The sequence below is a fragment of the Arthrobacter sp. TmtSoilC51 genome, assembly GCF_055388015.1.
Genome location: NZ_AP035877.1, coordinates 1,146,039 through 1,172,528, shown reverse-complemented (window position 1 = coordinate 1,172,528; position 26,490 = coordinate 1,146,039). Strand labels below are relative to the sequence as shown.

The following is a 26,490-nucleotide window of genomic DNA, read 5'->3' as shown; positions in this document are numbered from 1 at the left end:
GTCAGTATCCGATCGTGAGGAGCGCGCCACGTTGCGGCGCAACGGTGATGTGGTCGCCTGGCTTGTAGCTCATGGCGGATTGGAAGCCTTGGATAGCGGGCGCTTCCATGTTGCTATCGGCGGGGTAGGTTTCTCCAGCACGGAAATTCAAGGTCACAGCCACAGTCTCCTCGGCCCAGGAGGCCAGCGCTATGACTATGCCCCTCTCCGTGAACCACGTAGTAGCCAGGATGCCGGGGTGGCTGGTGTGCACCGGAGCATCTGGATCCCAATGCCCCACCATCCGTCCACGGTCCAGCCCGTTCTCCGCCCAGAATTTCCAGAGCGGTCCATTGTCCACGGCCGGTGCCCTGCCCGTCATGCCGAACACCATGCCGCGCCACGGATTTCCGCCGTCCTGGAGCATCTCGCCCATGAGGCCAAACGGAATGCCGGACAATTCCACCAGCCAGTAGTAGGGATCGGTGGTGTTGTAGTCGAAGTACTCCCCCAGCCAGAGCCGATCCACATACGGCAACTGCTCCATGTACAGATTGGCCGAGGATGCGTATCCGTCATGTGCGGTGAACTGGTTGGCAGAGTGGAGGTCGATTTCAGGGCCTTCCAGCCCCCTGGATCGGCACGCCCGTTCAAGGACCTTCCGGACACGCAGCATCGCATGGCGGTCAAAGGCGATATCGTCCAGGTAGATTCCGTCGATTCCGTCGTCGCCCTTGGATAGTTCCGCCAGGCTGCGCACGTAGAAGTTTTCCCACCTTGAGCCGCCCGTGGTCACCACGGCGATGTCATCCACATTCGGAGCGAACCACGCCGAGACATATCCGTCCCCGGCATGTTCCTGCAGCCACATGTGTCCTGCGCCTGGACCGTCGCTGAAGACTTCGTGATCCAGCTGCAACAGCGGCAGGAGTTCGGGGCTATGGAACGTGAGTTCACGGACCGTGTTGTAGACCTTGGCTTTCAAGCCGTTCCGATGACAGGCGGCCACGTAATCCCGCAGGGCGTTCGCGGTGAGCAGGGGGTCGTTGATGTACGGTGCCGGGGAGGTGGCATGGTGCACATTGACCACTGTGGCTCCGGACTCTTTGATGGCTTCCGGCTCGGCCGGCGCGTGAAAGTATCGTTTGGCCAGATGTTTCCCGGGTTCGATCGGCTTGAAAGGGGTCAGCAACAGCCGGAAGTTGAAGTCGAGGTCTTCCCCTGGACTTAACATCCGGGCGCCACTCGAGGCACGAAGGCAGACTTTGTGCCCCACAGTACGCAGTGTGACTCTGCCCCGAACCTCGCTTCCGTTCCCGCTCCCCCCTTGCCCGTTGGCCCAGTCCCGGTTGGCCCAGTGTCGGTTGGCCCAGGACACCGGCTCCACGAGAGGCTTTTCCCGGTAGAAGTTCGTGTTGAGGGGCCGTTGGTAGTTGGCGTCCCTCAGCGCCAGCTGGATTCCAGCGTTCACGCCTCCGAGCCAGAGTGCGTCCTGGTTCTTCGTCGCCACCTCCCACGCCCAGTCCAGGGACTCCGGTCGGCGCCCACCCGGAACGCCCAAACCCATGGCGAACGGAACCGCGGCCTCATGGAACATAAGCTGCAACCCGACGTCGGACACGTCAAAGGCCTCCTTTGGCGCCAGCCGCAGGGAGTACGAAACCGCCCCATCGGCGTCGAGAACGCCGTAAAGCTCCAGCGATACTGCAGCCCTCCCGCGATTCAGGCCCCGGTAACCGTTCCACGTGCACCGCCACGAAATGCGTGCCGGACCTTCCACCAAGAATTCCAGCAGCGAATACTCCCAGTCGATTCCATCCACTTCCAGGGTTGTTGGGGTCACGAGAACCTCGACGCCGGGACCATCAGTTGCGGTGACGTCCGCCGTGAACGTGGACGTCACCTGCGCCGGAAGCCCTGAAGGCGCCAGTTGCAGCTCCCTGCCGAGGATGCCCAAGGTGCGGGTGGATTCATCCAGGGTCACCTCGGTGAAGGGCGACACGAGTTCCGTATCCTGGGCCATCGCCGAATCGAGCCAAGCGAGTCGCCTCAGGTACCGTGGATCGCCAAAGCCGCCAGTGTGGATGTCTGGATCCGCCGATTCGTTGGGCTCGACGTCCAGTACCACGTCCACTGTCTGGGCCTGCGCACCAGTCGCTGTGACGGTGATGGTGGCGGCGAAGGTGCTGCCTGCGGCTTCCGCCGGAATGGGCAGGATCACGAACAGCGCCTGCACTTTGCCTGCGGGAACTTGCAGGGCCTTTCGCAGCGGTTGGCCGAGGCGATCCAGGCCGCTGGTGTTGATGCAGTGGCCGCCCGCCGGCGCTTCCACGCCCACAGTGATGCCACCCAGGTCATCCAGGGCGTACATGCCAAGCTGCACCACATAGTCCTCGCCCGGTTGTGCGCTGCCGCGGAAAGTAGGGGACGGACCATCGATGGACCAGTGCGCCGGGATTGCCTCCCGCATGGAAATTGGGTTCAGCCGGTCTTCAGGAAAGAGAAGGAAGGCCGTCCCGGCATGCCTGGCGTGCAGCGCCTCCAGCTCATCCTTACGGGCAGTGAAGTTCATTGGTGCGAACGAGTCCCGCTCACTGGCGGCTTCATAGCGAAGCACCCTGGCTGCAGGCAGCGCGTCTCCCTTGTTCCCTGTTTGGACGGTTGCCGCCCCCAACGAGCCCACGACGCCGGCGGCCCACCCGGGTTCCGCGGCGGGCCGATGCGGGAGGTACTCCGCCTGTGGATAGTGGGCTTTGCCCAGCATCGCGTACGGCAAGTAATAGACGTAGTAGATTCCTTGGCCGTCGATTGCTTCGAAGACGATGCTGCCAAACTCCTTGGTGGCCTCTTCGACTATGACGTTCCGGACCCTGTTTCCGGATGAAGCGGAGACCACGATGACCTCCACGGCTGCCGGATCCGCGTCCTGGCGCCGCCAAGGTATGAACACGCGCTGTGCATTGCGCGCACTTCCATGGAGAACTTCCACGACGAACCGGTGGTTCCCATAGAGCAGTTTGTCCCAGGTGCCGATGCCACAGTCCACCTCCGGGTGGCCTGGAGTGGATGGGCTGCTGAGAGGGGTGGTTGGAGGTGAGGTGATAGCCGGAGAAACCGGCTGGGGCAGCGGCATCGCTGGGGCTCCTGAAGGTAGCTTGGGGGCTTTTCACCGATGTGGTGAATCCTTCAATCATTGGCTGCTGGGCTGCCCCTGTAAAGGGTCATTGCGATGCGCGATCACTGCCATTCGAAAAGAGCACATGCCCCGGGGACAGCGTCGTTAGTGCACGTCGGTGACCTCCAGTTTCCGCACAACCAGTTTCCGCAGCATGGCCGTGCCGCCTTCCGCGCGCAGTTCGGTGCCCAGGCTTCCGGACAAGGGAAAGACAAGATCGCTTAGGACAACGCTGCCGCCTTGGGCGAAGGCCTCCACCGATTGGTCCACGATGACGCGAAGCCTCAGCACCCCGTCGTCGAGCTTCACCGGTGCCGACTCTGCCGACGCGAACTTTTCGTGGAAGCTTGTGTTTCCCGAGTTGCGACGATCCAAGGTGAGCTGGCTCGTGACGGCATCAAAGCTGAGAACCGTCGCGGCGCTCCCGTCCGAGGCGGCGAGAAGCCTGAACGCAACCGTCCGAGCCGTGCCTGGCAGGATCTCTGCCTCTATCAGCTGGGCTGATCCGTCCATGGCGTCGGGCAGCTGCACCCCGGAATCGTGAAGTTCCACATCCTGAAGAACCCTGGCCGGTTCCCCGGAGTCCAGCGGCAGCACCGGGCGCTGCACCAGGCGCGGTAAACCGTCCACAGTCGCGAGTTCCACCTCGCGGGCAAGCGACATTCCCGAGCGCCACGGAGACGTGGGCAAGGAGTTGGCATAGTCCCAGTTGTTCATCCAGCCAATCATGATGCGGCGGTTCTCCGGGGCGTTGCTGAAGGAGACTGCGGCATAGTAGTCGCGTCCCCAATCGAGCCACAGGCACTGCCTGAGATCCGTGGTCCCGTCGGCGGCCGGTGAAACGAGCGAATCACGATCGGCAGTGAACTGCGCCCCATCGAAGTGACCGACGAAGTATTGCCCGCCCGAGCCACCGGCCACGGAGCCAGGATTGACATTAACCACCATGACCCACTTCACGTTGTCCGGATCCCCGTCGACGGGGAGCGGGAACAGATCAGGGCATTCCCATTCGCCTTCGGACGAGTTTGCAGGGCCAAAAGTACTTAGGTATTCCCAATCCTTGAGGTTGTCCGAGCGGTATAGGACAACCTGCTGATGCTGGGCCTCAACGGCAACCATGATCCAGTAGGAACCGGCCGATCCCTCGTAGCGGAACACCTTTGGATCACGGAAATGGGCCGAACCGCGGGCAAGCACGGGGTTGCCCGCATATTTGCTCCATGTCATGCCGGCATCCGTGGAGAACGCGAGGGACTGGGCCTGTGTCCCCTGGTATGCCGTGCCTTCCTTGAAGGCGCTCGTGTAGATGGCCACCAAAGCCGGATCTTCCGTTGTGCCGAATCCCGATGTATTTCCGTGGTCCACCACGATGCTCCCGGAAAACACGTCTTCTTGCTCGTCGCAGGCGATGGCAACCGGCTGCTCGGTCCAGTGCAGGAGGTCAGATGAGGTGGCATGCCCCCAGGACATGTTGCCCCAGACGTTGTCGAAGGGGTTGTTTTGGTAGAAGAGATGGTACAGGCCTTGGTACCACACGAGTCCGTTGGGGTCGTTCAGCCAGGTGTCCTTGGCCGTGTAGTGAAGTATCGGGCGCATCGCGGAGGCGGCCTCTTCGTCGGGGCCGGAACGGTGCGTTGTTGTTTCAGTCATCGGAGGTCTTTCGGGAGGGAGGCGACGGAATCGCGAAGAACCATGGGGCAAGGAAGAACGGTGGGGTGGGTGGCGAACAACTGCAGGTCGGTTTTCCCTTCGATGGCATCAATCAGGTTTTCCGTTGCCCAGGCGCCCATTTCGTAATGCGGCAACGCGACGGTTGTCAGTGCGGGGTAAAGGTTTTCAGCGATGAGCTCCTGGTTGTCGAAACCGACCAAGGAAATGTCGTCCGGAATCCTCAGGCCAAGTTCCGCAGCGGCCCGGTACGCACCCATGGCCATGCGGTCGTTGTAGCAGAACACAGCCGTGGGCCGGCTCTCGGGTTTCAGCAGGCGCAGTGCCGCCTGGTAGCCACCGGGCATTTCCGAATGCTCGGATTGGACCAGTTCTTCGTGGAACGTCAGCCCGGCATCTGCCAGCGTTTCCTTGAAAGCCCTCAGCCGGGAGTGGGTCGCGGGAACGTCGTCGGTGTTGTTGAGCATGCCGATCCGCGTGTGCCCGGCATCGATCAGGGTCTGCACGGCCGACCTTGCGCCGCCCACTTCGTCGGGGATGACCGAGGAAACAGTGTGGCTGATGTCTTCGGAGTCCACCAGGACGGCCGGCAGTCCGGCAAGGTTCTTGGGGACAACAAGCTTCCGGTGGTACATCGTGGCGTACAGGATGCCGTCCACCTGCCGGTCCAGCAGGTCCGCCACTTGGCTTTCCTTGGAATCCTGGGAGCTGGTGCTGGTGGAGTTGATGATCATGATGTTGTAGCCCCGACGCTTGGCAGTTTCCTCGGAACCCAGGATGATCCTGCCTGCGTGCGGCGTAGTAGCGATTTCCTCGCTGATGAACCCGATCATCCCCGAACGTTGGGTCCTCAAGGCCTGGGCAAGCCGGTTCGGGCCGTATCCCAGGCGATGGGCGGCCTCCTGGACCCGTTCCCTCGTTCTTGCGCCCACCCGGGCGTAGGCGACGTCGTTGAGGACATGGGATACGGTGGTGACCGAAACCCCGGCCGCGGCCGCCACATCCTTGATACCCACTGATCTATTGGTCATTGGTCCCCCACGTCCTCATGATGTTGGTGCTGATCCTGCGCTCGAACTAACATGTGCCGCCTGGAAACCGACCGTGGGCGTGGCCCTCAAGGCGTTAACAGCCCTATCAGCGGTGACTTGGGCCTCGCTTCCGGAATCGAGGATCGTATTCCGGGCTGATTCGGGCTCGACCAGGACGGCGGTAACTGCGAGTCCATCAGAAGCCCCCGTGGTCAGCAGCGCGTCCACCTGCGCCGAGAAGCAGGAGTCACTGGACGTGGCGTGGACGTCCAACGCCACCACGTGGTTGTTGGAAACGAAGTTCCCAACCCCCTCCAGCAACCGGATGATGACCGGCGTCGCTCCTGCGGGACGGACGCTCTGTGCGTCGATGACCTCGGAGAAGTGGTTGCCCACCACAGAGTTGTTGCTCCCGCTCACACAGAGAAGCCCGTAAAGATCGTCCAGCCCGTTATCGACTCCCAGGAAGGGTGTCCAGGGCTCATGGTCACGCAAGAAGTGATTGGTGGCCACGAGGTTCTCGGAACTGTTTGCTGCGAGAACCACCATCCCGGGGTAGAACGAATGCAAACGGTTGTTGGTGACGCTTGAACGGGTGACGCCTTTGAGGTGGATGCTGCTGGCACCACGGGGAAAGACGTTGTTCGCGGTGATCAGGAGCCCGCCATGGTTCTCGGCGTAGATCGAGTGACCCTTGAAGCCTGCTCCGATCAAGTTGTCAGTGATCTTTGATGCCTGTCCCCAGCCGCGCAGCCCAATGCAGCTTCCGCATTCAGCGATGAAGTTATCGTGAATGGAGAGGGCATCCGCGTTGTGGATGGTGAGGGCGTTCTCAAGGTAGATGAACCCCATGCCGGTTACGCGGAATGAGTCATTCGCGCTCGCCACATAGATACCGGTCTTGCCGTTGACGTAGCTGTTTTCCGCTGGCAGCCCCGAGCCGTCCGGGGTGAAGTGCAATCCGTCGATGCAGAAGTTGGAGAACTCCACCGAACTGATCCGCGGGCTCCCGCTTCGCTCGATGTAGAAGGCGGCTCCCTTGGATTCCTCCCCGTCCCCGCCGACGGGAAGGTCGACGATAATGCGGCTCCCTCCCGGCCACAGCTCATGCAAGTCGGGCCATTCGTCTTCGGGAACGTTGAAACGGATGCTTGAGGACGTAAAGCCATGGCCAGAGCCTTGGATCCTGAGGAAACTGACGTCGATCACCACCTGCGTCCGGAGGTGGTAGTCCCCCGGCGGAATGTAGATCACCGCTCCCGGCTTTCCGCCATCGTTCGCATCCGTGGCCGTCTGCCGCTCCTTGACGTCAGCGATGATGCTGTTAATGACTTCACCGACGTCCTCGGTCGGATTGCCGACCGGCCACGTGGTCACGTCGTAGTAGTTGTTGCTTGACATAGCTTCTGCCCTTTTGTGTTGTGGTTTCCCAGCCCTTGACGGCCTCAGCCTTTGACGGCGCCGAGCGTCATGCCTGCGACGATCTTGCGCTGCAAGAGAAGGGTGAGAAGGATGACCGGGATCGAGTACACGGCGGCAAGCGCCGTCATGGATCCCCAGTCCAGGCCGAATTGGGTCTGGAAGTTCGCGATCACCACCGGAGTGGTCTGGGAGCGGATGGCGGTCATGAGGAGCGCAAAGAGGAACTCGTTCCAGGACGCCAGGAAAGCAAAGATCGCGGTCACGGCGATGCCTCCGGAAACCACCGGGATGACCACCCGCCAGAGCGCACCCAGCCTGCTGCAGCCATCCACGGTTGCCGCCTCTTCCAAGTCGCGGGGAACAGCCTCAAAGAAGCTGGACATCAACCAGATGGACAACGGCAGCGAAATGGTGGTGTGGGCAATGGACAGTGCGATCGGCGTGTCCGCCAAACCTGCCGAAGCCATCATGGATGCCAGCGGAATGCCGATAGCTACCGGAGGCACCATGCGGGTGACCAGAGCGGCCATGATGAACACCCGGCCGCTCGGAGTCTTGTAGCGTGTGATGCCATACGCCGCCGGGACAGCCAGCACCAAGGACAGCAGGGTGCTGATGATGGCGGTCTGGATGCTGTTGATGAATGAAGCCAGCACACCGCTGCGGCCCAAGGCGTTCACGTAATTCTCAAGCGTCCATTCCTTGGGGAGGATGGTGGGTGGAACCGCGATGGTATCGATGGGGGTCTTGAAGGAGGTAAACAGCAGGTACAGGAACGGGAAGCCGTACAGCACCATGGCTGCGGCCAGCAGGATCCACAGGATGGTCCTTGTGCTGCGGCGACCGGCCTCCAGGCCTTCGCGGTTGACGCCGCGGCGCTTGCGCGGGGCACCATGCGTGGGGGTTGAAGCGGAACTCCTGGCAGTCATGGCAGGCGCCTTCCCGCCGTCGGGCTTTGTTCGTTCGGCGACGCGCATCAGTTGTCCTTTCCTGGCCGCCAGATGGTGGCCACCGCGAAGAATGCGACGGCGAGCATCGCCAGCAGGTAGATGGTGCCCATGGCGCTGGCCAGGCCGGGATCGCCGAAGCGGATCATGGTCCGGTAGATCAGCAGGCTCATGGTTTCGGATGCCGACTGGGGGCCGCCGTTGGTTTGGATGAGGATGGTGTCAAAGGCCCTGGCGGCATCGATTCCGCGGACCACCAGTGCCACAGCAATCACCGGGCGAAGGAGCGGAAGGATGATCTGGAACAGGAGCGCCGGTGCCCTGGCGCCGTCCAGGCGTGCTGCCTCGATGAGGTCGCCGGGAATGTTTTGGAGACCGGCGAACAAGACCAGGCACATGAAGGACGTCGTGAGCCAGATATCCGGGACAGCCACCGAGAACAGCACGATGTTCGGGTCCGAGAGCCAGCCGATCTGGTTGGGGTTGGAGAGGATGCCCGCTTGGTGCAGGATGGTCCCGATGAGCCCGAAGTTATCGATCATCAGGAACTTCCAGAGCAGGCCGGCCACGATCGGCGCAATCATCAGCGGGTAAAGGAAGACCGTTCGCCAAATCTGGGACTTGCGTCCCAGCGTGGTGAACAGGAGGGCCATCCCAAGTCCGAGCGCGAACTCGAGCGTTACCACCACCACGGTGTAAGCGAGGGTCCGCCAGCCGGCACCCATGAAGGCTTCGGAGGCGAACGCGGCCGCATAGTTTTGGAAACCGACGAAGTCACGGGGACCGCCCGCGATGGGCGAGATCTTGAAGAAGCTGTCTGCGACGAGGCGGAACAGCGGGTAAGCCACAAACACGGCCAGGAACAGCGCCGCTGGGGTCATCAGGTATAGGGCGAAGCGGCGATCGGAGATACGCACGATTTTCTCTTCTGTTTGTTGGGGCCGCGGCCGGCACCGGCTGAGTGGCTGGTGCCGGCCGCGGAGTCTTTACTTGAGGAGGTCCTGGATCTGCTTCTTGGCGTCAGCCAGGAGGGTGGCAGAATCGCCGCCTGCCACTGCCTTCTGCAGGAGAGGCACCAGCACGGTGTCCACAATCTGCTGCCACTTGGCTGTTGCCGGACGTGTTGCGGTTGCCTTGCCGTTCAGCGTTTCGATCAGCGGCTTGAAGCTCTCGTAGCCTGGCTGGTTTTGGTACTTCTCAAACGCTGAGATGCGCGAGGCGAGGCCGAGGCTGGATTCCACACCCATGCTGTTGTGGTCGTACGCGCACTTGATGAACTTCTTGGCGGCATCAGCGTTCTTGGTCGCCTTGGGCACGGACAGGTACCACGGCCCCGGAACACCCGCGACGCCGGCGCTGCCGCCAATCATTGCTGCAGCTCCCACCTTGCCTGCCACGGGAGAGTCCTTGGGGATCTGCCGGTAAGCGTGGGCCCAGAAGCGGGTCATGGCGGTCTTGCCCTGGTTGAACAGGTTCTGAGCCGCTGCCCAGTCAACCTGTGCAGCGCCCGGAGGGGCGGACTTGGTGAGGCTGACGTAGAAGTCGAGTGCTTCCTTGTGCGCAGCGTTGTCGATCACCACGTTGTTGTTCGCGTCAAGGACCATCGGCGAGCCGGCCTGCAGGACGTGGGCAAGCCATTCTGTTTCTACGGCGCCCTTCACGTCCGTGCCGTACATGCCGTCCTTGGTGAAGAACTCGGAGATGTCCTGGTACTGCTTCCACGTAGTGGGAGCTGCCAGTTCATAGCCGTACTTTGCCTTGAAATCTGCCTTGTTCTTGGCGTCCTCGAAGAGGTCCTTGCGGTACAGGATGATCTCTGCGTTGGTCCAGGCAGGCATACCGATGAAGTGGCCGTCAACGTTGGCTTCCTTGACGAGGGCGGGGAAAATGTCTTTCTTGGCCTCATCGGTGAACAGTTCATCGATTGGCTGGACTGCATCCTTGAAGCTGGGGAGCCACACGGAGTCCAATGCCGCGACGTCGAAGGAAACGTTGCCGGAGGAGAACTCGCTGGAGAGCCGGTTGAACATGCCGTCATAGGGCAATTCGACGAAGTTGACGTCGAGGCCGGTGTCTTTCTTGCACTGCTGGGCAACGCCTGTGAGCTCGGCGTGGCCGCCGGCTTCCACCAGGACGTTGACTGTGCTGGAACCGCTACCGGATGTCGGTGCGGGGCCCCCGGCACCGCAACCGGTAGCTGCGAGTGCGACGGCAGTGCAGAGGCCGCCGAGTGTGACGAGCCTGGAGATGGTCTTTCGAGTGGACATCGCTGTCGACTTTCTCTTGGAACGGGATTGAAAGATTGTGTGCGGGGTGAAGAATCGTTTTGCCAAAACGACTTGGCAACACCATAGGCCCGATTTCCCGAGTATGTCAAGCGTCACATTGTGGATGGTTTTGGGCCTTGACGTACCGGGTGGCCCAGCCCTAAAGTCATCGTCGCAGGCAGATAAACCGTTTTGGCATATTTTGGCTGATGTCGCAGCTTTTGGCACCCCGCCGTGCCTGTTCTGGCTCACGGCTGATTTTGCGGCTGAGGCCTGCCCTTCCGGCTGACAGTGCATCCCGTCCGCCGATTTCCACCCTTAGTCAGGCCCTTTCCCATCTGCCACCATTGCGGCCCGGTTGGGGACCCCCATTCAAAGGAGAACGTATGAAACCCATCCCGGACATCAGCCGCCGGAGTGTGCTCCGCGCCCTCACGGCGTCGGCGGCGGTCGCCTTCACTGTGGCGGCAGCCGGTGGCAGTGCCACTGCAGCACCTGGACAGGTGGCCGCAACGCCCGACGCCGATCCCCACCCGCAGGGGCACCGGCACTTGATCGGCGTCCTGTAAAGCACCCGTCCATAGAGCACCCGTCTGTAGAACCACCCGGAACCGCCGGAGGCGTGCGGCAGCATGCGTCTAAGCGAGGCACGAGCGAGCATGCAGAGCACGGCGCCGGCGGTTCCGGACGCACTTGAAGAGAAGCAACACAGTTCAGTCCCCCAACGATGTGAGGAGAACCAGCTTTGACCACCGTCTATGACGTCACCACCTGGAGCGTGCCAGGGAATCCGTCCGCTACGCCGTACAACGACATCGGGCTCATCATCAACAGCATCATCGCCGACATCAAGAGCCAGCAGACCAGCCAGGCGTCCAAGCCAGGTGCCGTTATCTATATACCCCCGGGAGACTACTCCCTCAAGACCCGCGTCAATGTGGACATCAGCTTCCTGACCATCCGTGGATCGGGCCATGGCTTCACCTCGTTGAGCATCCGCTACAACGCCGGCAACACCTCGGGCTGGCACGAGATCAACCCCGGCGCCAGCCGCGTCAGGGTGGAAAACACAGACGGGAACACGGACGCCTTCCGGGTCTACCGCACCGGCGATCCACGGCTCAGTTCAGTGGTGTTCGAGAACTTCTGCCTTGACGGCGTCTCGTTCGACTCCAACGAGAACGATTACACCAACGGCAAAACAGGCATCCGCTTCGATTCTGCCAACGATTCCTGCCGTGTGGAACGCATGGGAATGGTCTACCTCGAGCATGCGCTTGTGGTGAGGGATACGGACGCCTTAAGCGTCAGCAGCAACTTCCTTGCTGAATGTGGATCATGCGTGGAACTGACAGGATCGGGCCAGGCCTCAAAAGTGACCGACAACCTCATTGGCGCCGGCTACGTGGGATTCTCGATTTTCGCCGAGGGACACATGGGCTTGCTGGTCACGGGCAACAACGTGTTCCCTCGGGGCAAGAGCAGTGTCCACTTCAAGGACTGCACGCGGTCCTCCATAACGTCCAACCGTTTCCATGCCTTCTACCCCGGCATGGTGAATTTTGAAGGAAGCTGCACGGAAAATCTCGTTGGGGCCAATCACTTCCTGCGCCAGATGGAACCATTCGATCCCCTCAAGCCGTACAACAACGGTTTGGACGATCTCTTCGGACTGGTGCACATAGCGGGCAGCAACAACACCGTTGTTGGAAACCATTTCAGCTACGACGTCGCATCGGGATCGGTCACGCCGTCCGGGCAGACGCCCACCATCATCCTGGTGGCTTCCGGAAACAACAACTACATCGCCACCAACAACACCGTCTCAGCCATCGCAGTGCACACCGTAGTCCTGGATGCTTCAACCTCGGGCTCCAAGGTGCTCGATAGCGGCGATAGCAACCAGGTGGTGAGGTACGCGTCCAACTACGCGTTCAGGGCCACGCCGTAACGGCACAACATGAATTACGACGGCGGACGTCGCCCCAGGGCGGGTCCGCCGTCGTCATCCGCAACGCAAGTCCTTGACGAAAGGTCTGTCAACGATGACAAGACGCAGCAAAGCCTTAATGTCGATTGGGGTAGCCGTGGCACTCACCGCTGCCTCATCCGCAGTTGCCACCACCGCCCAGGCCACCGACCCGGACCCGGCCACCCAGCAATACCGGCCGTACCTGCACTACACGCCCGAAGCGAACTGGATGAACGATCCCAACGGGCTGGTCTTCCACAACGGGAAATACCACATGTATTACCAGTACAACCCCAACGGAACACGATGGGGGGACATGAGCTGGGGCCACGCTTCCTCCACCGACCTGATCCATTGGGAGGAACAGCCACTCGCCATTCCGCGGGGATTCAACGGATCCGGCCAGGTCATCGAGGAAATCTTCTCCGGCTCAGTAGTGGTGGACACCCAGAACACCAGCGGACTCGGGACTCTCCAAAATCCGCCGTTGGTGGCCATCTACACGAGCAATTACACAGCGGCCCACCCCACCCAGGCCGGCAAACAGGCACAGTCGCTGGCGTTCAGTACCGACGACGGGCAGACCTGGACCAAGTACGGGAACAACCCGGTCCTCAGCAGGAACACCTCCAGCTTCCGCGACCCCAAGGTCTTTTGGTACGACGCCCCGACCGGTCCGGACTACTGGGTGATGGCGGCTGTTGAAGCTGACGAGCACCGCGTCCTCTTCTATAAGAGCAACGACTTGAAGCAATGGAATTACTTGGACGACTTCGGTCCGGCAAATGCGACCGGAGGGCAGTGGGAATGCCCTGACCTTTTCCCCCTCGCCGTCGACGGAGACCCAAATAACGTCAAGTGGGTCCTCAGCGTGAACATCAACCCTGGAGCGGTGGCAGGGGGCAGCGGCGGACAGTATTTCGTTGGAACCTTCAACGGCACTTCATTCACCGCCGAAAATATCGATCCCGCCAGCCAACTTCCGCCCGGAAACGTCCTTGCGGGATTCAACGGCGGCAACTACGGCGGCTGGAACGTCCAGAACGATCCGTCAAACAGTTCCGGGCCTTGGGGAAGCGTTCCCGCATCCGGGACTCTCCCAGGACAAATGGCGGTTACCGGCAACATCGGAGCCGGGCTGGTTAACGGCTTCAACGGCGGAGATGCTCCCGTTGGCACCATGGAATCAGCACCTTTCACGCTGGACAAGGACTACCTCAACTTCCTCGCAGGCGGCGGAAAGCACCCGCAGGAATCCGGCCAGCAATCGGGAAACCAGCCCCCTCCGGGCTATCTGCTGTTCGACGGCTTCGACTATTCCGGAACGCTGACCCAAGCCGGCTGGCAACTCACCGGGGACTTCCAGGCGGCCCTGAACCCCTCGACGTCGGGCGGTGAATTCGCCATCGGGAAACGGATCAACACCTTCGAAGGCGGCCCGTACCAGGACAACAACGTTGGTACCATCACGTCTCCCGAGTTTTACCTGACCAACACCAACATCGGATTCCTATTGGGCGGCGGCAGCCGCACTGGCGGGGAACTCCAGGTTGAGCTGCTGGTTGGCGGCGTGCCGGTGCGCACGGCAACCGGCACGAATTCAGGGGACCTGAACTGGCAGAATTGGGACGTTTCCCCTTGGTACGGCCAGATCGCCCGCATCCGAGTTGTTGATAACGCAACGGGGCCCTGGGGCCATCTGACACTTGACCACATGGTGCTGGGCTCGGAGCAGGCGAAGCCCAGGAGCGCTGAAACCACAGTGAACCTTGTGGTCAATGGGCAGACAGTCCGCACCGCCACCGGCAACGACTCCGAACATCTGGACTGGAAAGCCTGGGACGTCAGCGCCTACAAGGGCAGCCAGGCCACCATCAAAATCGTGGACAACAACCGCGGCGGCTGGGGACACATCCTGGCCGACGAGTTCGTTTCCTCGGATGCCTCCCATCTGGAACAGCACGATTGGCTGGACTGGGGCAGGGACTACTACGCGACGGTGTCCTTCAACAATGCCCCCGACGGCAAGCGCATCATGCTGGGATGGATGAACAATTGGGACTACGGCCAGGACACTCCCTCCACGACATGGCGCGGGACCATGGCATTACCCCGCGAAGTCGTTCTTACCCAGACGTCCATGGGCCCGCGGCTGCGGCAGCAGGTGGTGTCCCAAGCCGATGCATTGAAGAACACCGCAGCGGCGTACACGGCGTCGGCCCAGGACATCGCGCCAGGAACAACCACGCTTCCCATCACAGGTGACGTGGTGCAGGTTGACGCCGAGTTCTCACCCGGGACAGCGGCGGCGTTTGGCCTGAAAGTCCTTGGCAACGGAACCGAAGCCACCCGGATCGGCTATGCTCCGGCCACTAAACGGCTCTCCATCGACAGGACCAACTCCGGCAACGAGGGATTCCATCCAGCCTTCAGTTCAGTGGAGGATCCGCGGGTCGAGTTGATGAATGGCCGGCTCCGCCTGCGCCTTTACGTGGACCGTGCATCCGTGGAGCTCTTCGCCCAGGACGGCCTGACGACCATCACAGACCAGGTCTTTCCAGCCGCTGGTGCCACCAACATCTCGGTTTTCTCCGAAGGAGGAACCGCACGGCTGGAAAGCCTGACGGTAACTCCGTTGAACCAGGCCATGTGGGGAGGCTGACCTCGGCAGTGGAAGCTATTCCGGAGGAGCACCGAGTTCCAGCGCATTGATCTCCGCCCTGAGCATCCGGACCGTGTCCCTGTCGGTGACGGTATACGCCGTGGGGTCGGCATCATCCTGCGCGCCAAGGGATATGGTCCCCTCCCCCAGCGTTGAGACGGTTCTCTTGGCGGACAAATGAACGGCAGACAGGCCGGCAGCGTGCATCGCCGGGATGTCGCCAAGCGTAAGTCCGCCTCCGGCCATGATTTCGATGGCTCCCCCGGCCCGCTCCACCATCTCGGAAAGTGTGGCAAGGCCTTCACCTGCGGTGGGCTCATGGCCTGACGTGAGTACCCGGGTGAAGCCGAGTTCCAGCAATTCGTCAAGGGTGGCCATGGGGTCCCGTGATTGATCGATCGCGCGATGGAAGGTCAACTGCGCTTCCGGGCTGGCCTGCCGGGCAGAATCCAGCAGGCGTCGTATCGCGTGAACATCGACGTCGCCCTCTGCGGTCAGGGCGCCCACCACTACGCCGTGGGCGCCCTGAGCCAGCAGATGGCGTACTTCGTGCACCATGGTGTCCACATCCGAGGCGGAGTAGTGGAAATCGCCGGGGCGGCATCGTATCAATGGGTGGATCTGCAGGCGTCCCGCGACGTGTTCAACGCTGGCTTCCATCAGTCCCTGGCTTGGCGTGATGCCCCCAAGTTCCAGGCTGCTGCAGAGCTCAATCCGGTCGGCACCTTCGGATGCTGCGGTACCGGCACCCGCCGCGCTCACCACGGCGATTTCAAGTTTCATGGTGAAACTCTACGCGCGGTAACGCTCCAACTTTTCCTTCTGGTCCGGTGTGAGCCTGAGGACCCTGCCGGTAGCTTCTGCCACGAATGCCAGGTGCGTAGTTGCCTTGACACAGTCTTCTTTTGTGACGGGGTCCTTGATGACGTAGTGAAGATCAAAGCTGGCCCCCTTGATGGCGCCGACCCAAATCTGCACAACCGCCGGAATATTGCGGTATTCCAAAGTCCGGACGTACCGGACTTTGTGCTCCACAACCAAGGTCATGGTGCCCTCTTCGACATCATTGAACAGGGCTGCCGGCGGTTCCACGCCCGGAAGGCCGGCACCCCGTGGGGGTCCGAAAGCCGCGATTCGGGCTTCCTCCAGCATGCGCACGATCTGCACATTGTTGATATGCCCATATGCATCCATGTCACCCCAGCGCATAGGTACAAGTACCTCGATGCGCTGGGGTGCCACGGAATCCTGGGCTTGAACCGCAGTCTTCAGGGAATCCACGCTCAGCTGTGCACCGCCGTCGAATCATCCACGGCCGTCTCTTCCTCACCGGCAAACTGGGACATGTAGAGACGGTAGTAAGCGCCTTGCAGCACCAGCAACTGGTTGTGGTTGCCCTGCTCAACGATCTGCCCGTTCTCCATCACCAGGATGGTATCGGCGTCGCGGATGGTCGACAGACGGTGGGCGATCACAAAGCTGGTCCGGTCCGTGCGGAGGGCGGCCATGGCCTTCTGCAGCAACAATTCCGTACGGGTGTCCACCGAGCTGGTGGCTTCATCAAGGATCAACAGCGAAGGATCGGAGACAAACGCACGTGCGATGGTGATGAGCTGCTTCTCACCGGCACTGACGTTGTTGCCTTCTTCGTCGATGATCGTTTGGTAGCCATCCGGCAGTGCCCGCACGAAGCGGTCCACGTAGGTCGCCTTGGCCGCTTCCATGATTTGTGCCTCGGTGGCGTCCAGGTTGCCGTACTTGATGTTGTCGTAGATGGTCCCGCCGAACAGCCACGCATCCTGCAACACCATGCCCACTTTGGACCGCAACTCGGAGCGGCTGAGATCCTTGATGTCCACGCCGTCCAAAGTGATTCGACCGGCATTGAGCTCGTAGAAGCGCATTACCAGGTTCACCAAGGTGGTCTTTCCAGCACCGGTGGGCCCCACGATGGCCACTGTGTGGCCAGGCTCCGCGCTGAAGGACAGGTCTTCGATGAGGGGCTTGTCCTCCACATAGCTGAACGAGACATGCTCGAATTCCACGTGGCCATCTGTCTTGGCCGGCAGGTGGCGGGTGCTGGTCTCTTCAACTTCTTCGTCTGCGTCAAGGAATTCGAAGACTCGCTCGGCCGAGGCGACACCGGACTGCAACATGTTGGCCATGCCCGCGATCTGTCCGAGCGGCTGGGTGAATTCACGCGAGTACTGGATGAAGGCCGTGGCGTCGCCAAGGCTCATGGAACCTGAGGCAACCCGCAGGCCGCCCACCACCGCAATGCCGACGTAGGACAGGTAGGACACGAAGTTCATTGCCGGGAAAATTACACCCGAAACAAACTGGGCACCGAACGAAGCCTTGTACAGGGCCTCGTTGCGCTCATCGAAACGCACCAGCATGTCGGCGTCGCGGCCGAACACCTTGACCAGGTCATGCCCCGAGAACGATTCCTCGATCTGGCCGTTCAGCGAGCCGGTGTTCTTCCACTGTGCAGCAAAGAGCTTCTGGCTCCTTGCACCAATGACGCCGGCCATGACACCGGAAAGTGGCAGTGCTATCAGTGCGATAAGTGCCAGCTCCCAGGACACGATGAACATCATCACCGTGATGCCCAGCACGGTAAGCACCGAGCTGACCAACTGTGCGAACGCCTGCTGCAATCCCTGCTGGACATTGTCGACGTCGTTGGTCACACGGGAGAGGATGTCGCCGCGCTGGCGCGTGTCGAAGTAGTTGAGCGGGAGCCTGTTGAGCTTTGCCTGGACGTCATTGCGGAGCTGCTTGATGACGCGCATGACGATCCTGTTGAGCAGCCAGCCTTGCGCCCACAGGAAGATGTTGGCCACAAAGTACATCAGGAGCACGATCGAAATGAGGAACGTCAGCTTGGGGAAATTGATCCCGTTGGTGAGTTCCATCTTGGAGACCATGTCCGCAAAGTTCTCTTGGCCTTGCTGGCGCATGAGCTCGACGAACTGTTCCTGGGAGACGCCGGGAGGGAGCTGCTTGCCCATGACGCCGCCGAATATCACGTCCATTGCGCTGCCCAGAACCTTGGGCGCAATCACATTCAGGACTACCGAGACCACCACAAGGCCGATTACGACGTAGACGCCAACACTCTCGGGCTTCAGCAAGCCCATGAGCCGCTTGGCCGACGGCCAGAACTCCTTCGCTTTCTTTGCCGGAACATCGCCGAACATGCCGCCATCGGCTTCCGAAGGGACGTACTCCTCCTCTACGAAGTCGTCGTCGTCAAGCGCCTCGGTTGCCACTTCATCTTCGGCCGTGGCCTTGGCATTCTTCGCGGCCTCTGCCTTGGCAGCCCAGCCACGCTTCTTCTGCTGGTTCTGCTCGCTCATGCGACTTCCTCTACGCTCAGCTGGGATTCAACAATTTCCTGGTACGTAGGCGAGGTTTCCAGCAGTTCGTCGTGCGTTCCGCGATCCACGATCCGGCCGTTATCCAAAACCAGGATCTCGTCCGCATCGGCAATGGTCGAGACCCGCTGCGCGACGATGATCACTGTGGCGTCCTGCGTCTTGGCCTTCAAGGCCTTACGGAGCCTGGCGTCGGTAGCGACGTCCAGTGCGGAGAAGGAATCGTCAAACAGGTAGACATTCGGCTTGGTCACCAGGGCCCTTGCAATGGAAAGGCGCTGACGCTGGCCACCGGACACATTGGTGCCACCCTGGGCGATCCGCCGGTTCAGGCCTGACGACTTCTCCTCAACGAAACCCTTGGCCTGCGCGGTCTCCAGCGCCTCCCATAGTTCCTCGTCAGTGGCCTCCGGCTTGCCAAAGCGGAGGTTGTGCTCGATGGTTCCGGAGAAAAGATACGGTTTCTGCGGCACGGCTGAGACTCGGCTGGTGATCTCCGATGCGTCCAGTTCGGTGACAGGAACGCCGTCGAGGAGGACGTCACCTGAGGCGACATCGTAAAGCCGCGGCAGCAGGGAAACGAGAGTGGTCTTTCCTGCGCCTGTGGACCCGATGATCGCGAGGGTCTTGCCGGGCTCAGCTGTGAAGGAAATATTGCTCAGCACCGGCGCCTCGGCCCCGGGGTACTTGAAGGTGACATCGCGGAACTCCACGTGTCCCTTCTTCTGGGCCGGGACCACGGGGGAAGCCGGATTGTGGATGGAAGGCTCCACGTCCAGTACCTCGCCAATACGGTCTGCACAGACGGAAGCGCGGGGAATCATCATGGCCATGAAGGTACCCATCATGACTGCCATCAGGATCTGCAGGAGGTACTGAAGGAAAGCCGTGAGGGACCCCACCTGCATGTCGCCGGAATCCACGCGCTGACCGCCGAACCACAGCACCGCCGCGGTAGAGAGGTGCAGGATCATGCCGATGGCGGGGAACATCAGGACAAAGAGATTGCCGATCTTCACGGAGACCGCAGTGAGCTCCTGGTTGGCATCACCGAAACGCTTGGCTTCGTAAGGCTCCCGCACAAAAGCGCGAACAACCCGGATACCAATGATTTGCTCGCGCAGCACGCCATTGATGGCATCGATCTTGGCCTGCATTGAACGAAACAGCGGCATCAAGCGAACCACGAGGTAGCCAACGACTGCCACGAGGATGGGCACGGAAACCCAGACCAGCCAGGACAAGCTGAGGTCCTCGCGTAGTGCCATGATGATGCCGCCCACGCACATGATGGGGGTGGAGACCATGAAGTTCAGGCCCATCAGAACCAGCATCTGAACCTGCTGGACATCATTGGTGCCGCGCGTGATCAGCGTAGGAGCACCAAAACGGTTCACGTCCTGGGCGGAAAAGCTGCTCACTTGGCGGTAGACGCTGCGCCGGATGTCCCGGCCGATCGCCATTGCTGTCCGCGCACCGAAGTACACAGCCGTGACGGCGGTAAGCACCTGGCCGAGTGCGACGGCGAGCATGAGCGCGCCGGTCCGCCAAATGAAGTCGGTATCGCCGCGGGAGACTCCCTCGTCAATGATTTTGGCGTTGAGGCTTGGGAGGTAGAGCGTGGCAATGGTGGACGCCAACTGGAATATGAGGACGGCCACTATCTGCGGCAAATACGGCTTGGAGTAGCGCCGTATAAGGGTGACAAGCATGCCCACGGGTCCTTAGAAAGAGTGCGTGAATGAAGTAAAAGAAGTCTTGCAGCAGGGGCTGACAGTATTAGCCTCCCTACTCTACGAAATCCGTTGCCTTGGCGAAACAACCTTGGGAAAAGATCATCCCAGCGGAGTATTTCCCGTGCCGGATATGCTCCCGCTGGGGCAAGAACAGAGCACAGCAAAGCGCCGGCTGGATTCCCAGCCGGCGCTTTGCTGTTCCTTGACCTACCCCGCGTGCTTGCCGTGGTCCGGACGGGCTTCAACGCCTTGGAGAAGCAGCAGCGCCATCCGCTCCTGCTGCCTGCGTTCGCGCTTGAGTTCCTTGCGGATCGCGGCGAGTTCCTCTGCGGTGTTGGCCTGCTGCGCCGCGATGGTTTGCTGCTCCCGCAATCGTGCCTGCAGTTCCACATTGGCGCGGCTGAGCTGCAATTGCTGTTCGGCCAGGACGTATTGGGTACGGGACAATTGCTCCTGGACTTCCTTAATGTCAACCGTGGCGTGCGGGCGTTCCTGGGTAAGAATCCGTGCGAATTCAAGGTCGAGATCGGAGCCGGAGTCCGAGGGCGGAACCTGGCGGCTGGCCCCGGGGACGGAGCGATCGGCACCCAAGCGGCTGCCGCCGTCGTCCGTTTTTCCTGCATCCAACGACGCCGCATCCAGGGAGGCCGCATCCAAGGACATGGCAGCATCTGCGGACGCCGTCGCCACGAGTTCGGTCTCCGGCGCTGCGTCAACGGTGCGCCGTAGCGGGCGTTCCTTGATGAACAGCACAGCCAGGAGCGCCACCACGCTGATGATGGCGGAGATCAGGAAGATCTGGGCCGTGGCGTCGCCATAGGCAGCGCGCATGATTTCAGCGATGGGGGCGGGCATGTCGGCCAGGTCCATGCTGGCTCCGGATGAGCCGCCCTGGACCGGGATTCCCGCGGCAGCCATTCCCTGAACAGCGAGGTCCTTCACATGGTTGGACATGATGGCACCGAGGACGGAGACACCGATTGCGCCACCCACCGAGCGGAAGAACGCGACGGAAGCACTCGCGGTTCCGATGTCCTTGGCCTGAACCGTGTTCTGCACCGCCAGCACCAGGTTCTGCATGAGCATGCCCAAGCCAAGCCCGAACACCCCGGTGTAGATCGCCACGATCCACAGTTCAGTGGTGTGGTCCATGGTCCCGGCGAAAGCGAGGCCACCGATCAGGAGCACAGAACCTGCGATCAGGAACCGCTTCCATTTGCCAAAGCGGCTGATCAGGATGCCCGATGCCACAGAACCAATGAGGTTGCCAGCGATCATCGGCAGTGTCAGCAGACCGGCCTCGGTGGGCGTGGCTCCACGGGCCACCTGGAAGTATTGGCCAAGAAACGTGGACGAGCCGAACATTGCGATGCCAACCGCGATCGAGGCGATGATGGCCAATGCCGTGGTGCGCTCGGAGATGATCTTGAGCGGAATGATGGGCTGGGCGACCTTGGTTTCCACCAGCACCAGGAGGGCCAGCAGCGCTACGCCACCACCCACCATGAGGGCTGACTGCCAGGAGAACCAGTCGTAGTAGTTCGGGTTGCCGGCAAAGGAAACCCAGATCAGGAGCAGGCTTACGCCGGAGGTCAGCAGGATGGAGCCGAGCCAATCGATCTTGGCAGGGCGCTTGATGTGCTGGATCTTCAGGGTCACCTGAAGCAGGATGAGCGCGATCACGGCGAGCGGCACGCAGACGAAGAACGTCCAGCGCCAGCCGAGTGGGCTGTCAACGATGAAGCCACCCAGCAGCGGCCCGCCGGCGGTTCCAACGGCCATGACGGCGCCCATGTAGCCGGAGTATTTGCCACGGTCGCGGGGCGGGATCATGGAGCCGATGATTGCCTGCGCCAGGGCGGTGAGGCCACCCATGGCAACACCCTGGATAACGCGCGCGGTGAGCAGCAGCGGGATCGTCTCGGACAGGCCCGCCATGACGGAGCCCGCCACGAAGATGATGATGCTCAGCTGGACCAGGAGCTTCTTGTCGAAGAGGTCCGCGAGCTTGCCCCAGATGGGCGTGGTGGCAGCGTTCGCCAGCAACGCGGCGGTGATGACCCAGGCGAAATCGGTTTGCGTGCCTTTGAGTTCGGACATGATGGTTGGCAGCGCGTTGGCGACAATGGTGCTGCTGAGGATCGCCGTAAAGAAAGCAGCGAGGAGGCCTGTGAGGGCTTCCATGATTTGCCGGTGGGTCATCGGGGCTGGGTTTCCGGATGCGGTCCTGTCCACTGCTGCGGCGTTCTGAACTGGTGTGGCCATGCGTGGCTCCTAAGCTGTGTGGGTGGTTGAAGTGGAGCCGGCCGCCGTTGCCCGGATGGAGTCCTTGAGGGACGCCGTGAGTTTGTTGATGACCTGGGAGGCCTCGAGGGCGTCGGCCTCGCTCCAATCGGCCAGGTAATCGCGCAGCCTCACGCTGCGTTGTTCTTCGAAGTCGCGCAGCTTCGCCGCGCCTTCCTCCGTCAAAGCGAGGAGCTGGGCCCGGCCGTCCGCCGGATCGGGCCGTCTGGCGACGAAGCCAACTTCCTCGAGCTCGGCGATGTGCCGGCTGAGGACCGGCGCACTGACGCCCAGGCGGGCAGCCAGGGCGGTGGCCCGGGTCTCCCCCTCGCCGATAAAGCGCATGACGCCTTGGACCGCCATCCCGACGTCGGGAACGCGGGCCATATGGGCGGTCACCACACAGCGCAGCGTGCGCTGGAGATCGAAGATTTGATGCACAAGATCGGTTGCTGTGGCAGAACCGACGGACATGGAAAACACCCCTTTTTTGCTTGCCTAAAGCAACTATAACTCAGATTGATTGCTTTGGGAAACTAAAGAAGAGGCAAGGGGTGAACCTATCGAGCCAGCTGAGTCGCCGCCGCTATCACCTCGTCCACCCGGCGGGGGCGCTTGATGCCCGGCGGAACAGCGGCAACAAGCCAACTTTCCGGAAGATCGTCCGCGATGGGCACCAAGGCGACTTTGGCATCTGCATAAACCGGAGCCACCCCCGGCCACGCGTGCGTCACGGAGATGGCCCTGCCACTGGCCACCACTCCGCGAATGGTTTGCGCTACCACGCTTTTCCAGCGAACCTTAGGTTCGATCCCGGCCGCCAGGAACATGGCCGTGACGCGTTCAGCGCTGGGCGGCACGTTGAAGAGTATGACATCCTCACTGGCAAGGTCGGCGAAGCGTAACGACGCCCTTGCCGCCAAGGGATGGCTTGCAGCCACCATGAACTGCGGCCGTGACTCCACGATCTTGACGACGTCGACGCCCGGCACCACCTGCAGGGAGTAAACAAAGGCGAGGTCCAGTTCCCCCTCCCCGACCGCCTTTTGTAGGTCCTCGGCGGCGCCCTCCACAAAGTCGAGCTCCACCTCCGGCCACTTCTCCGCGAAATAGCCGATGAGCTCCGGTATCACTCGTGGAGAGATGGCCACCATGCAGCCGATGGACACCCGGCCACGCATCTCTTCGTGGGACCCCATGAGCGCACCGGCCCGCAGATCCGCCGTTTCCCTCAGGATTCGCCGGGCACGGACGCCAAGTTCAAGTCCCGCCAGCGTGGGCTCCACCCTTTTCGCCCGGGTCCGAATGAGCAGGTCCAGGCCGAGGCTTTTCTCCAACTGAGCTATCGCCATGGAGGCAGCAGCCTGCGAGATATTGCTTTCGCTCGCAGCCTTAGTCAGGGAGCCGTGATCGAGCACCGCCACAAAATACTCGAGTTGGCGCAGCGTGAACTCGGTCATCAATTCTCCTTATGAACTTCTTTGAATTGATTGATTATACAAGTGAAGTGAGCCGGGCCACACTTGAGAAAAGCCAAAGTCAAAGGAGACCCCATGACACTGACGTCATCCCTGAAACCACACGTGATCACATTGGGCACCGCGGGCGGGCCCAGATGGTGGGCGGCTGCGGACTCCGGTGAGCGAACCGGAATCGCCACCGCGGTGGTGGTTGGCAAGGCCTTCTACCTGGTGGACTTCGGGCAAGGCGCCGGACGCCGGCTCAGCCAGTCAGGTTTGGAGCTCAAGGATTTGAGGGCGCTCTTCATCACCCATCTGCACTCGGACCACGTCTATGATCTGGCCGGACTCGGCATCTTTGGCCTGTACGCCCTCGCGGACCGCGCTGACAACCCGGTGAAGATCATTGGACCCGGCAATCGTGGTGAGCTACCCCCGGTGTCGCCACGCGCCGTCGTCAATCCTCTTCCCTTGGCGCCGGAGAACCCGACGCCGGGCACCCGGCAGATGTTCGAGCAACTAATGGCTGCCCACGCCACGGACCTCAATGACCGCATCCTGGACAGCCTGCGGCCCAGCCCCCTGGATATCTTCAAAGCCGAAGACATCCGGATCCCCGCACAAGCCGGCTACCACCCCAACAACAACCCGACGCCGGACATGGCACCGTTCGAGATCTACCGTGACGAGCTGGTGACAGTGACGGCCATCCTCGTGGAACACCCTCCAGTTGCTCCCGCCTTTGCCTTCCGCTTCGATACCGCTGAAGGTTCCGTGACCATCTCCGGCGACACTGCGTACACGGAAAACATGATCACCCTGGCCCAAGGAACGGACTTGTTGCTGCACGAGGCCATCGACTTCGACTGGGTGGAATCGCTGTACGCAGATAAGACCGACGACGGCAGCCGCGCCGCCCGCGACCACCACTACAAGTCCCACACCAGTGTCCGGGAGGCAGCGAAGCTGGCTGATGCCGCCGGCGCCGGGCACCTTGCCCTGCATCACCTTGTGCCCGGGCACGCATCCACATCCGTGTGGCTCGAAGCAGAAGAGCACTTCAACGGAAAATTCACCGTTCCCAACGATCTCGACGTCATTCCGTTCGCGCGCCAGCGCTGATGCGCGAAACCCCATCCCCGGAACTGAGGAACCACATGAGCTCAGCACCATCCCAGGACACCCTGCAAGAAGCATCCCGCAGCGTGCCTGAACACTCCATGAAGTCCAAGGACATGCGCCGCATCCTGGCATCCAGCTTCATCGGCAGTGCCATCGAATACTACGACTTCATGCTCTACGCCACTGCCGCCAGCCTCGTTTTCAACAAGGTCTTCTTCGCAAATCTTGGCCCCGGATTCGCCCTTTTCGCTTCTTTCGTAACACTCGCCGTCGGCTATGTTGCGCGCCCCCTTGGCGGCCTGATCTTCGGACACTTCGGGGACAGGCTGGGCCGCAAGAAAATGCTGGTCCTGTCCATGCTCATCATGGGTTTCGGAACCACGATGATCGGCTTGTTGCCCACCACGGCCCAGATCGGGATCGCCGCCCCTATTGCATTGGTGGTCCTCCGACTGGTCCAAGGCGTGGCGGTCGGTGGCGAATGGGGAGGCGCTGCCCTGATGGCCATAGAGCACGCACCCAAGAAACACCGTGGCTTCGCGGCGGCTTTCGCCAACGCCGGCGGACCGGCCGGAGCCATCCTGGGCACCCTCGCGCTGTCATTGTTCGCAGCCCGGTCCGGTAACGATTTCCTGGCCTGGGGTTGGCGTGTTCCGTTCCTGCTCAGTGCTGCTCTGATCGCGGTGGGGATGGTCATTCGCCTCAAAGTTTCCGAAACGCCCGCTTTCCAGAAACTTGAAGCAGAAGGAGCCAAACGGCGGGTGCCCCTGTTGGACGTCCTCAAAAACAACCGCCGCGCTGTGTTGCTCGGCCTGCTCGCCACCACAGCTTTCTACGTATGCCAATCCATGACCACCGTATGGGGCGTATCGGTTGCCGTGGAAAACGGTGCGGACAAGAACGGTGTGCTGAACATCAAGGCGTTCGCGGCATTGCTGACGTTGATCATCTGCTTCTACTCGGCCCGCCTCAGCGACAGGATCGGCCGACGTCGGGTCCTCATCGGCGCATCCCTCCTGGGTGCCGTCCTTGCTTACCCCATCCTTCTGCTCATCAACAACGGCGAACTGTGGGCATTTGCCCTGGCGATCGTGCTGGGCAACGGCCTGGTGCAAGGCTTCCTTTACGGTCCGATCGCCGCCTACGTGGCCGAACAATTTCCCACCCGCAACCGCTACACCGGCGCTTCGCTGGCATATCAAGGGGCATCCATGGTTGGTGCCGGCTTTACCCCCATGATCGTTGCGGGCCTGAGCCTCGCGGCCGGTGGTGGTCTGTGGCTCATCGCGGTGTTCTGGATCGCCGCGATGCTGGCCGCAGTAGTAGCGGTGAAACTGACCCCCGAGGGCACCCAACGCGAACTCGACTAATTGCATAAAGCAG

Annotated in this window: 19 protein-coding genes; 5 read left to right on the top strand and 14 right to left on the bottom strand. The window is 61.4% G+C overall.

Annotated features, from left to right (window positions below; all coding sequences use genetic code 11):
• Position 1 precedes the first annotated feature (1 nt).
• From ACZ5G6_RS05500 to ACZ5G6_RS05470, 7 genes are all read right to left on the bottom strand, one after another.
• Complete coding sequence (locus ACZ5G6_RS05500; RefSeq protein ID WP_498689966.1) at positions 2 to 3,112, bottom strand: glycoside hydrolase domain-containing protein; 3,111 nt, start codon at positions 3,110 to 3,112, stop codon at positions 2 to 4.
• 147 nt (positions 3,113 to 3,259) lie between these two features.
• Positions 3,260 to 4,807 carry a glycoside hydrolase family 32 protein gene (locus ACZ5G6_RS05495; RefSeq protein WP_498689964.1) on the bottom strand — a complete coding sequence of 516 codons (1,548 nt, stop codon included), beginning with the start codon at positions 4,805 to 4,807 and terminating at the stop codon, positions 3,260 to 3,262.
• Complete coding sequence (locus ACZ5G6_RS05490; protein ID WP_498689962.1) at positions 4,804 to 5,856, bottom strand: LacI family DNA-binding transcriptional regulator; 1,053 nt, start codon at positions 5,854 to 5,856, stop codon at positions 4,804 to 4,806. The genes ACZ5G6_RS05495 and ACZ5G6_RS05490 overlap by 4 nt, the downstream gene beginning before the upstream one ends.
• Before the next feature lie 15 nt (positions 5,857 to 5,871).
• Positions 5,872 to 7,257, bottom strand: coding sequence for a right-handed parallel beta-helix repeat-containing protein (locus ACZ5G6_RS05485; RefSeq protein ID WP_498689959.1), 1,386 nt, complete (start codon positions 7,255 to 7,257; stop codon positions 5,872 to 5,874).
• Between the two features lie 44 nt (positions 7,258 to 7,301).
• A complete protein-coding gene (locus ACZ5G6_RS05480; RefSeq protein WP_223936081.1) occupies positions 7,302 to 8,255 on the bottom strand; it encodes a carbohydrate ABC transporter permease in 954 nt (317 codons plus the stop codon).
• A complete protein-coding gene (locus ACZ5G6_RS05475; RefSeq protein WP_498689957.1) occupies positions 8,255 to 9,142 on the bottom strand; it encodes a carbohydrate ABC transporter permease in 888 nt (295 codons plus the stop codon). Before ACZ5G6_RS05475 ends, ACZ5G6_RS05480 begins: the two co-directional genes overlap by 1 nt.
• A gap of 69 nt (positions 9,143 to 9,211) precedes the next feature.
• Positions 9,212 to 10,492, bottom strand: coding sequence for an ABC transporter substrate-binding protein (locus ACZ5G6_RS05470; RefSeq protein WP_223936079.1), 1,281 nt, complete (start codon positions 10,490 to 10,492; stop codon positions 9,212 to 9,214).
• Between the two features lie 386 nt (positions 10,493 to 10,878).
• Between ACZ5G6_RS05470 and ACZ5G6_RS05465 the strand changes: the two genes are divergently transcribed.
• The 3 genes from ACZ5G6_RS05465 (at position 10,879) to ACZ5G6_RS05455 (ending at position 15,126) form a co-directional block, all read left to right on the top strand.
• Positions 10,879 to 11,061 (top strand): hypothetical protein, encoded by a 183-nt coding sequence (locus ACZ5G6_RS05465; protein WP_498689954.1) that lies wholly within the window; start codon positions 10,879 to 10,881, stop codon positions 11,059 to 11,061.
• A 176-nt stretch (positions 11,062 to 11,237) separates the two neighbouring features.
• A complete protein-coding gene (locus ACZ5G6_RS05460) occupies positions 11,238 to 12,443 on the top strand; it encodes a NosD domain-containing protein (RefSeq protein ID WP_498689953.1) in 1,206 nt (401 codons plus the stop codon).
• A gap of 118 nt (positions 12,444 to 12,561) precedes the next feature.
• Positions 12,562 to 15,126 carry a GH32 C-terminal domain-containing protein gene (locus ACZ5G6_RS05455; RefSeq protein ID WP_498689952.1) on the top strand — a complete coding sequence of 855 codons (2,565 nt, stop codon included), beginning with the start codon at positions 12,562 to 12,564 and terminating at the stop codon, positions 15,124 to 15,126.
• 15 nt (positions 15,127 to 15,141) lie between these two features.
• On the opposite strand, the gene ACZ5G6_RS05450 is transcribed toward ACZ5G6_RS05455, so the two are convergent.
• From ACZ5G6_RS05450 to ACZ5G6_RS05420, 7 genes are all read right to left on the bottom strand, one after another.
• Positions 15,142 to 15,909 (bottom strand): copper homeostasis protein CutC, encoded by a 768-nt coding sequence (locus ACZ5G6_RS05450; protein ID WP_498689950.1) that lies wholly within the window; start codon positions 15,907 to 15,909, stop codon positions 15,142 to 15,144.
• 9 nt (positions 15,910 to 15,918) lie between these two features.
• Positions 15,919 to 16,335, bottom strand: a complete 417-nt coding sequence (locus tag ACZ5G6_RS05445) for an acyl-CoA thioesterase (RefSeq protein WP_223937488.1) — start codon at positions 16,333 to 16,335, stop codon at positions 15,919 to 15,921.
• A 74-nt stretch (positions 16,336 to 16,409) separates the two neighbouring features.
• Complete coding sequence (locus tag ACZ5G6_RS05440; protein ID WP_498689948.1) at positions 16,410 to 18,488, bottom strand: ABC transporter ATP-binding protein; 2,079 nt, start codon at positions 18,486 to 18,488, stop codon at positions 16,410 to 16,412.
• The gene (locus tag ACZ5G6_RS05435) at positions 18,485 to 20,218 is read right to left on the bottom strand and encodes an ABC transporter ATP-binding protein (protein WP_498689947.1); all 1,734 of its coding nucleotides are present in this window, start codon (positions 20,216 to 20,218) and stop codon (positions 18,485 to 18,487) included. Before ACZ5G6_RS05435 ends, ACZ5G6_RS05440 begins: the two co-directional genes overlap by 4 nt.
• 231 nt (positions 20,219 to 20,449) lie before the next feature.
• Complete coding sequence (locus ACZ5G6_RS05430) at positions 20,450 to 22,507, bottom strand: MFS transporter (protein WP_223936073.1); 2,058 nt, start codon at positions 22,505 to 22,507, stop codon at positions 20,450 to 20,452.
• Between the two features lie 9 nt (positions 22,508 to 22,516).
• On the bottom strand, positions 22,517 to 22,999 hold the full coding sequence (locus tag ACZ5G6_RS05425) for a MarR family winged helix-turn-helix transcriptional regulator (RefSeq protein ID WP_223936072.1): 483 nt from the start codon (positions 22,997 to 22,999) through the stop codon (positions 22,517 to 22,519).
• A gap of 86 nt (positions 23,000 to 23,085) precedes the next feature.
• Positions 23,086 to 23,985: a LysR family transcriptional regulator gene (locus ACZ5G6_RS05420; protein WP_223936071.1), complete on the bottom strand. Its 900-nt coding sequence runs from the start codon at positions 23,983 to 23,985 to the stop codon at positions 23,086 to 23,088.
• A 93-nt stretch (positions 23,986 to 24,078) separates the two neighbouring features.
• On the opposite strand from ACZ5G6_RS05420, the gene ACZ5G6_RS05415 reads away from it, so the two are divergent.
• Both ACZ5G6_RS05415 and ACZ5G6_RS05410 read left to right on the top strand, forming a co-directional pair.
• Positions 24,079 to 25,107, top strand: a complete 1,029-nt coding sequence (locus tag ACZ5G6_RS05415; RefSeq protein ID WP_223936070.1) for an MBL fold metallo-hydrolase — start codon at positions 24,079 to 24,081, stop codon at positions 25,105 to 25,107.
• A 35-nt stretch (positions 25,108 to 25,142) separates the two neighbouring features.
• Complete coding sequence (locus ACZ5G6_RS05410) at positions 25,143 to 26,477, top strand: MFS transporter (protein WP_498689941.1); 1,335 nt, start codon at positions 25,143 to 25,145, stop codon at positions 26,475 to 26,477.
• Positions 26,478 to 26,490: the final 13 nt, after the last annotated feature.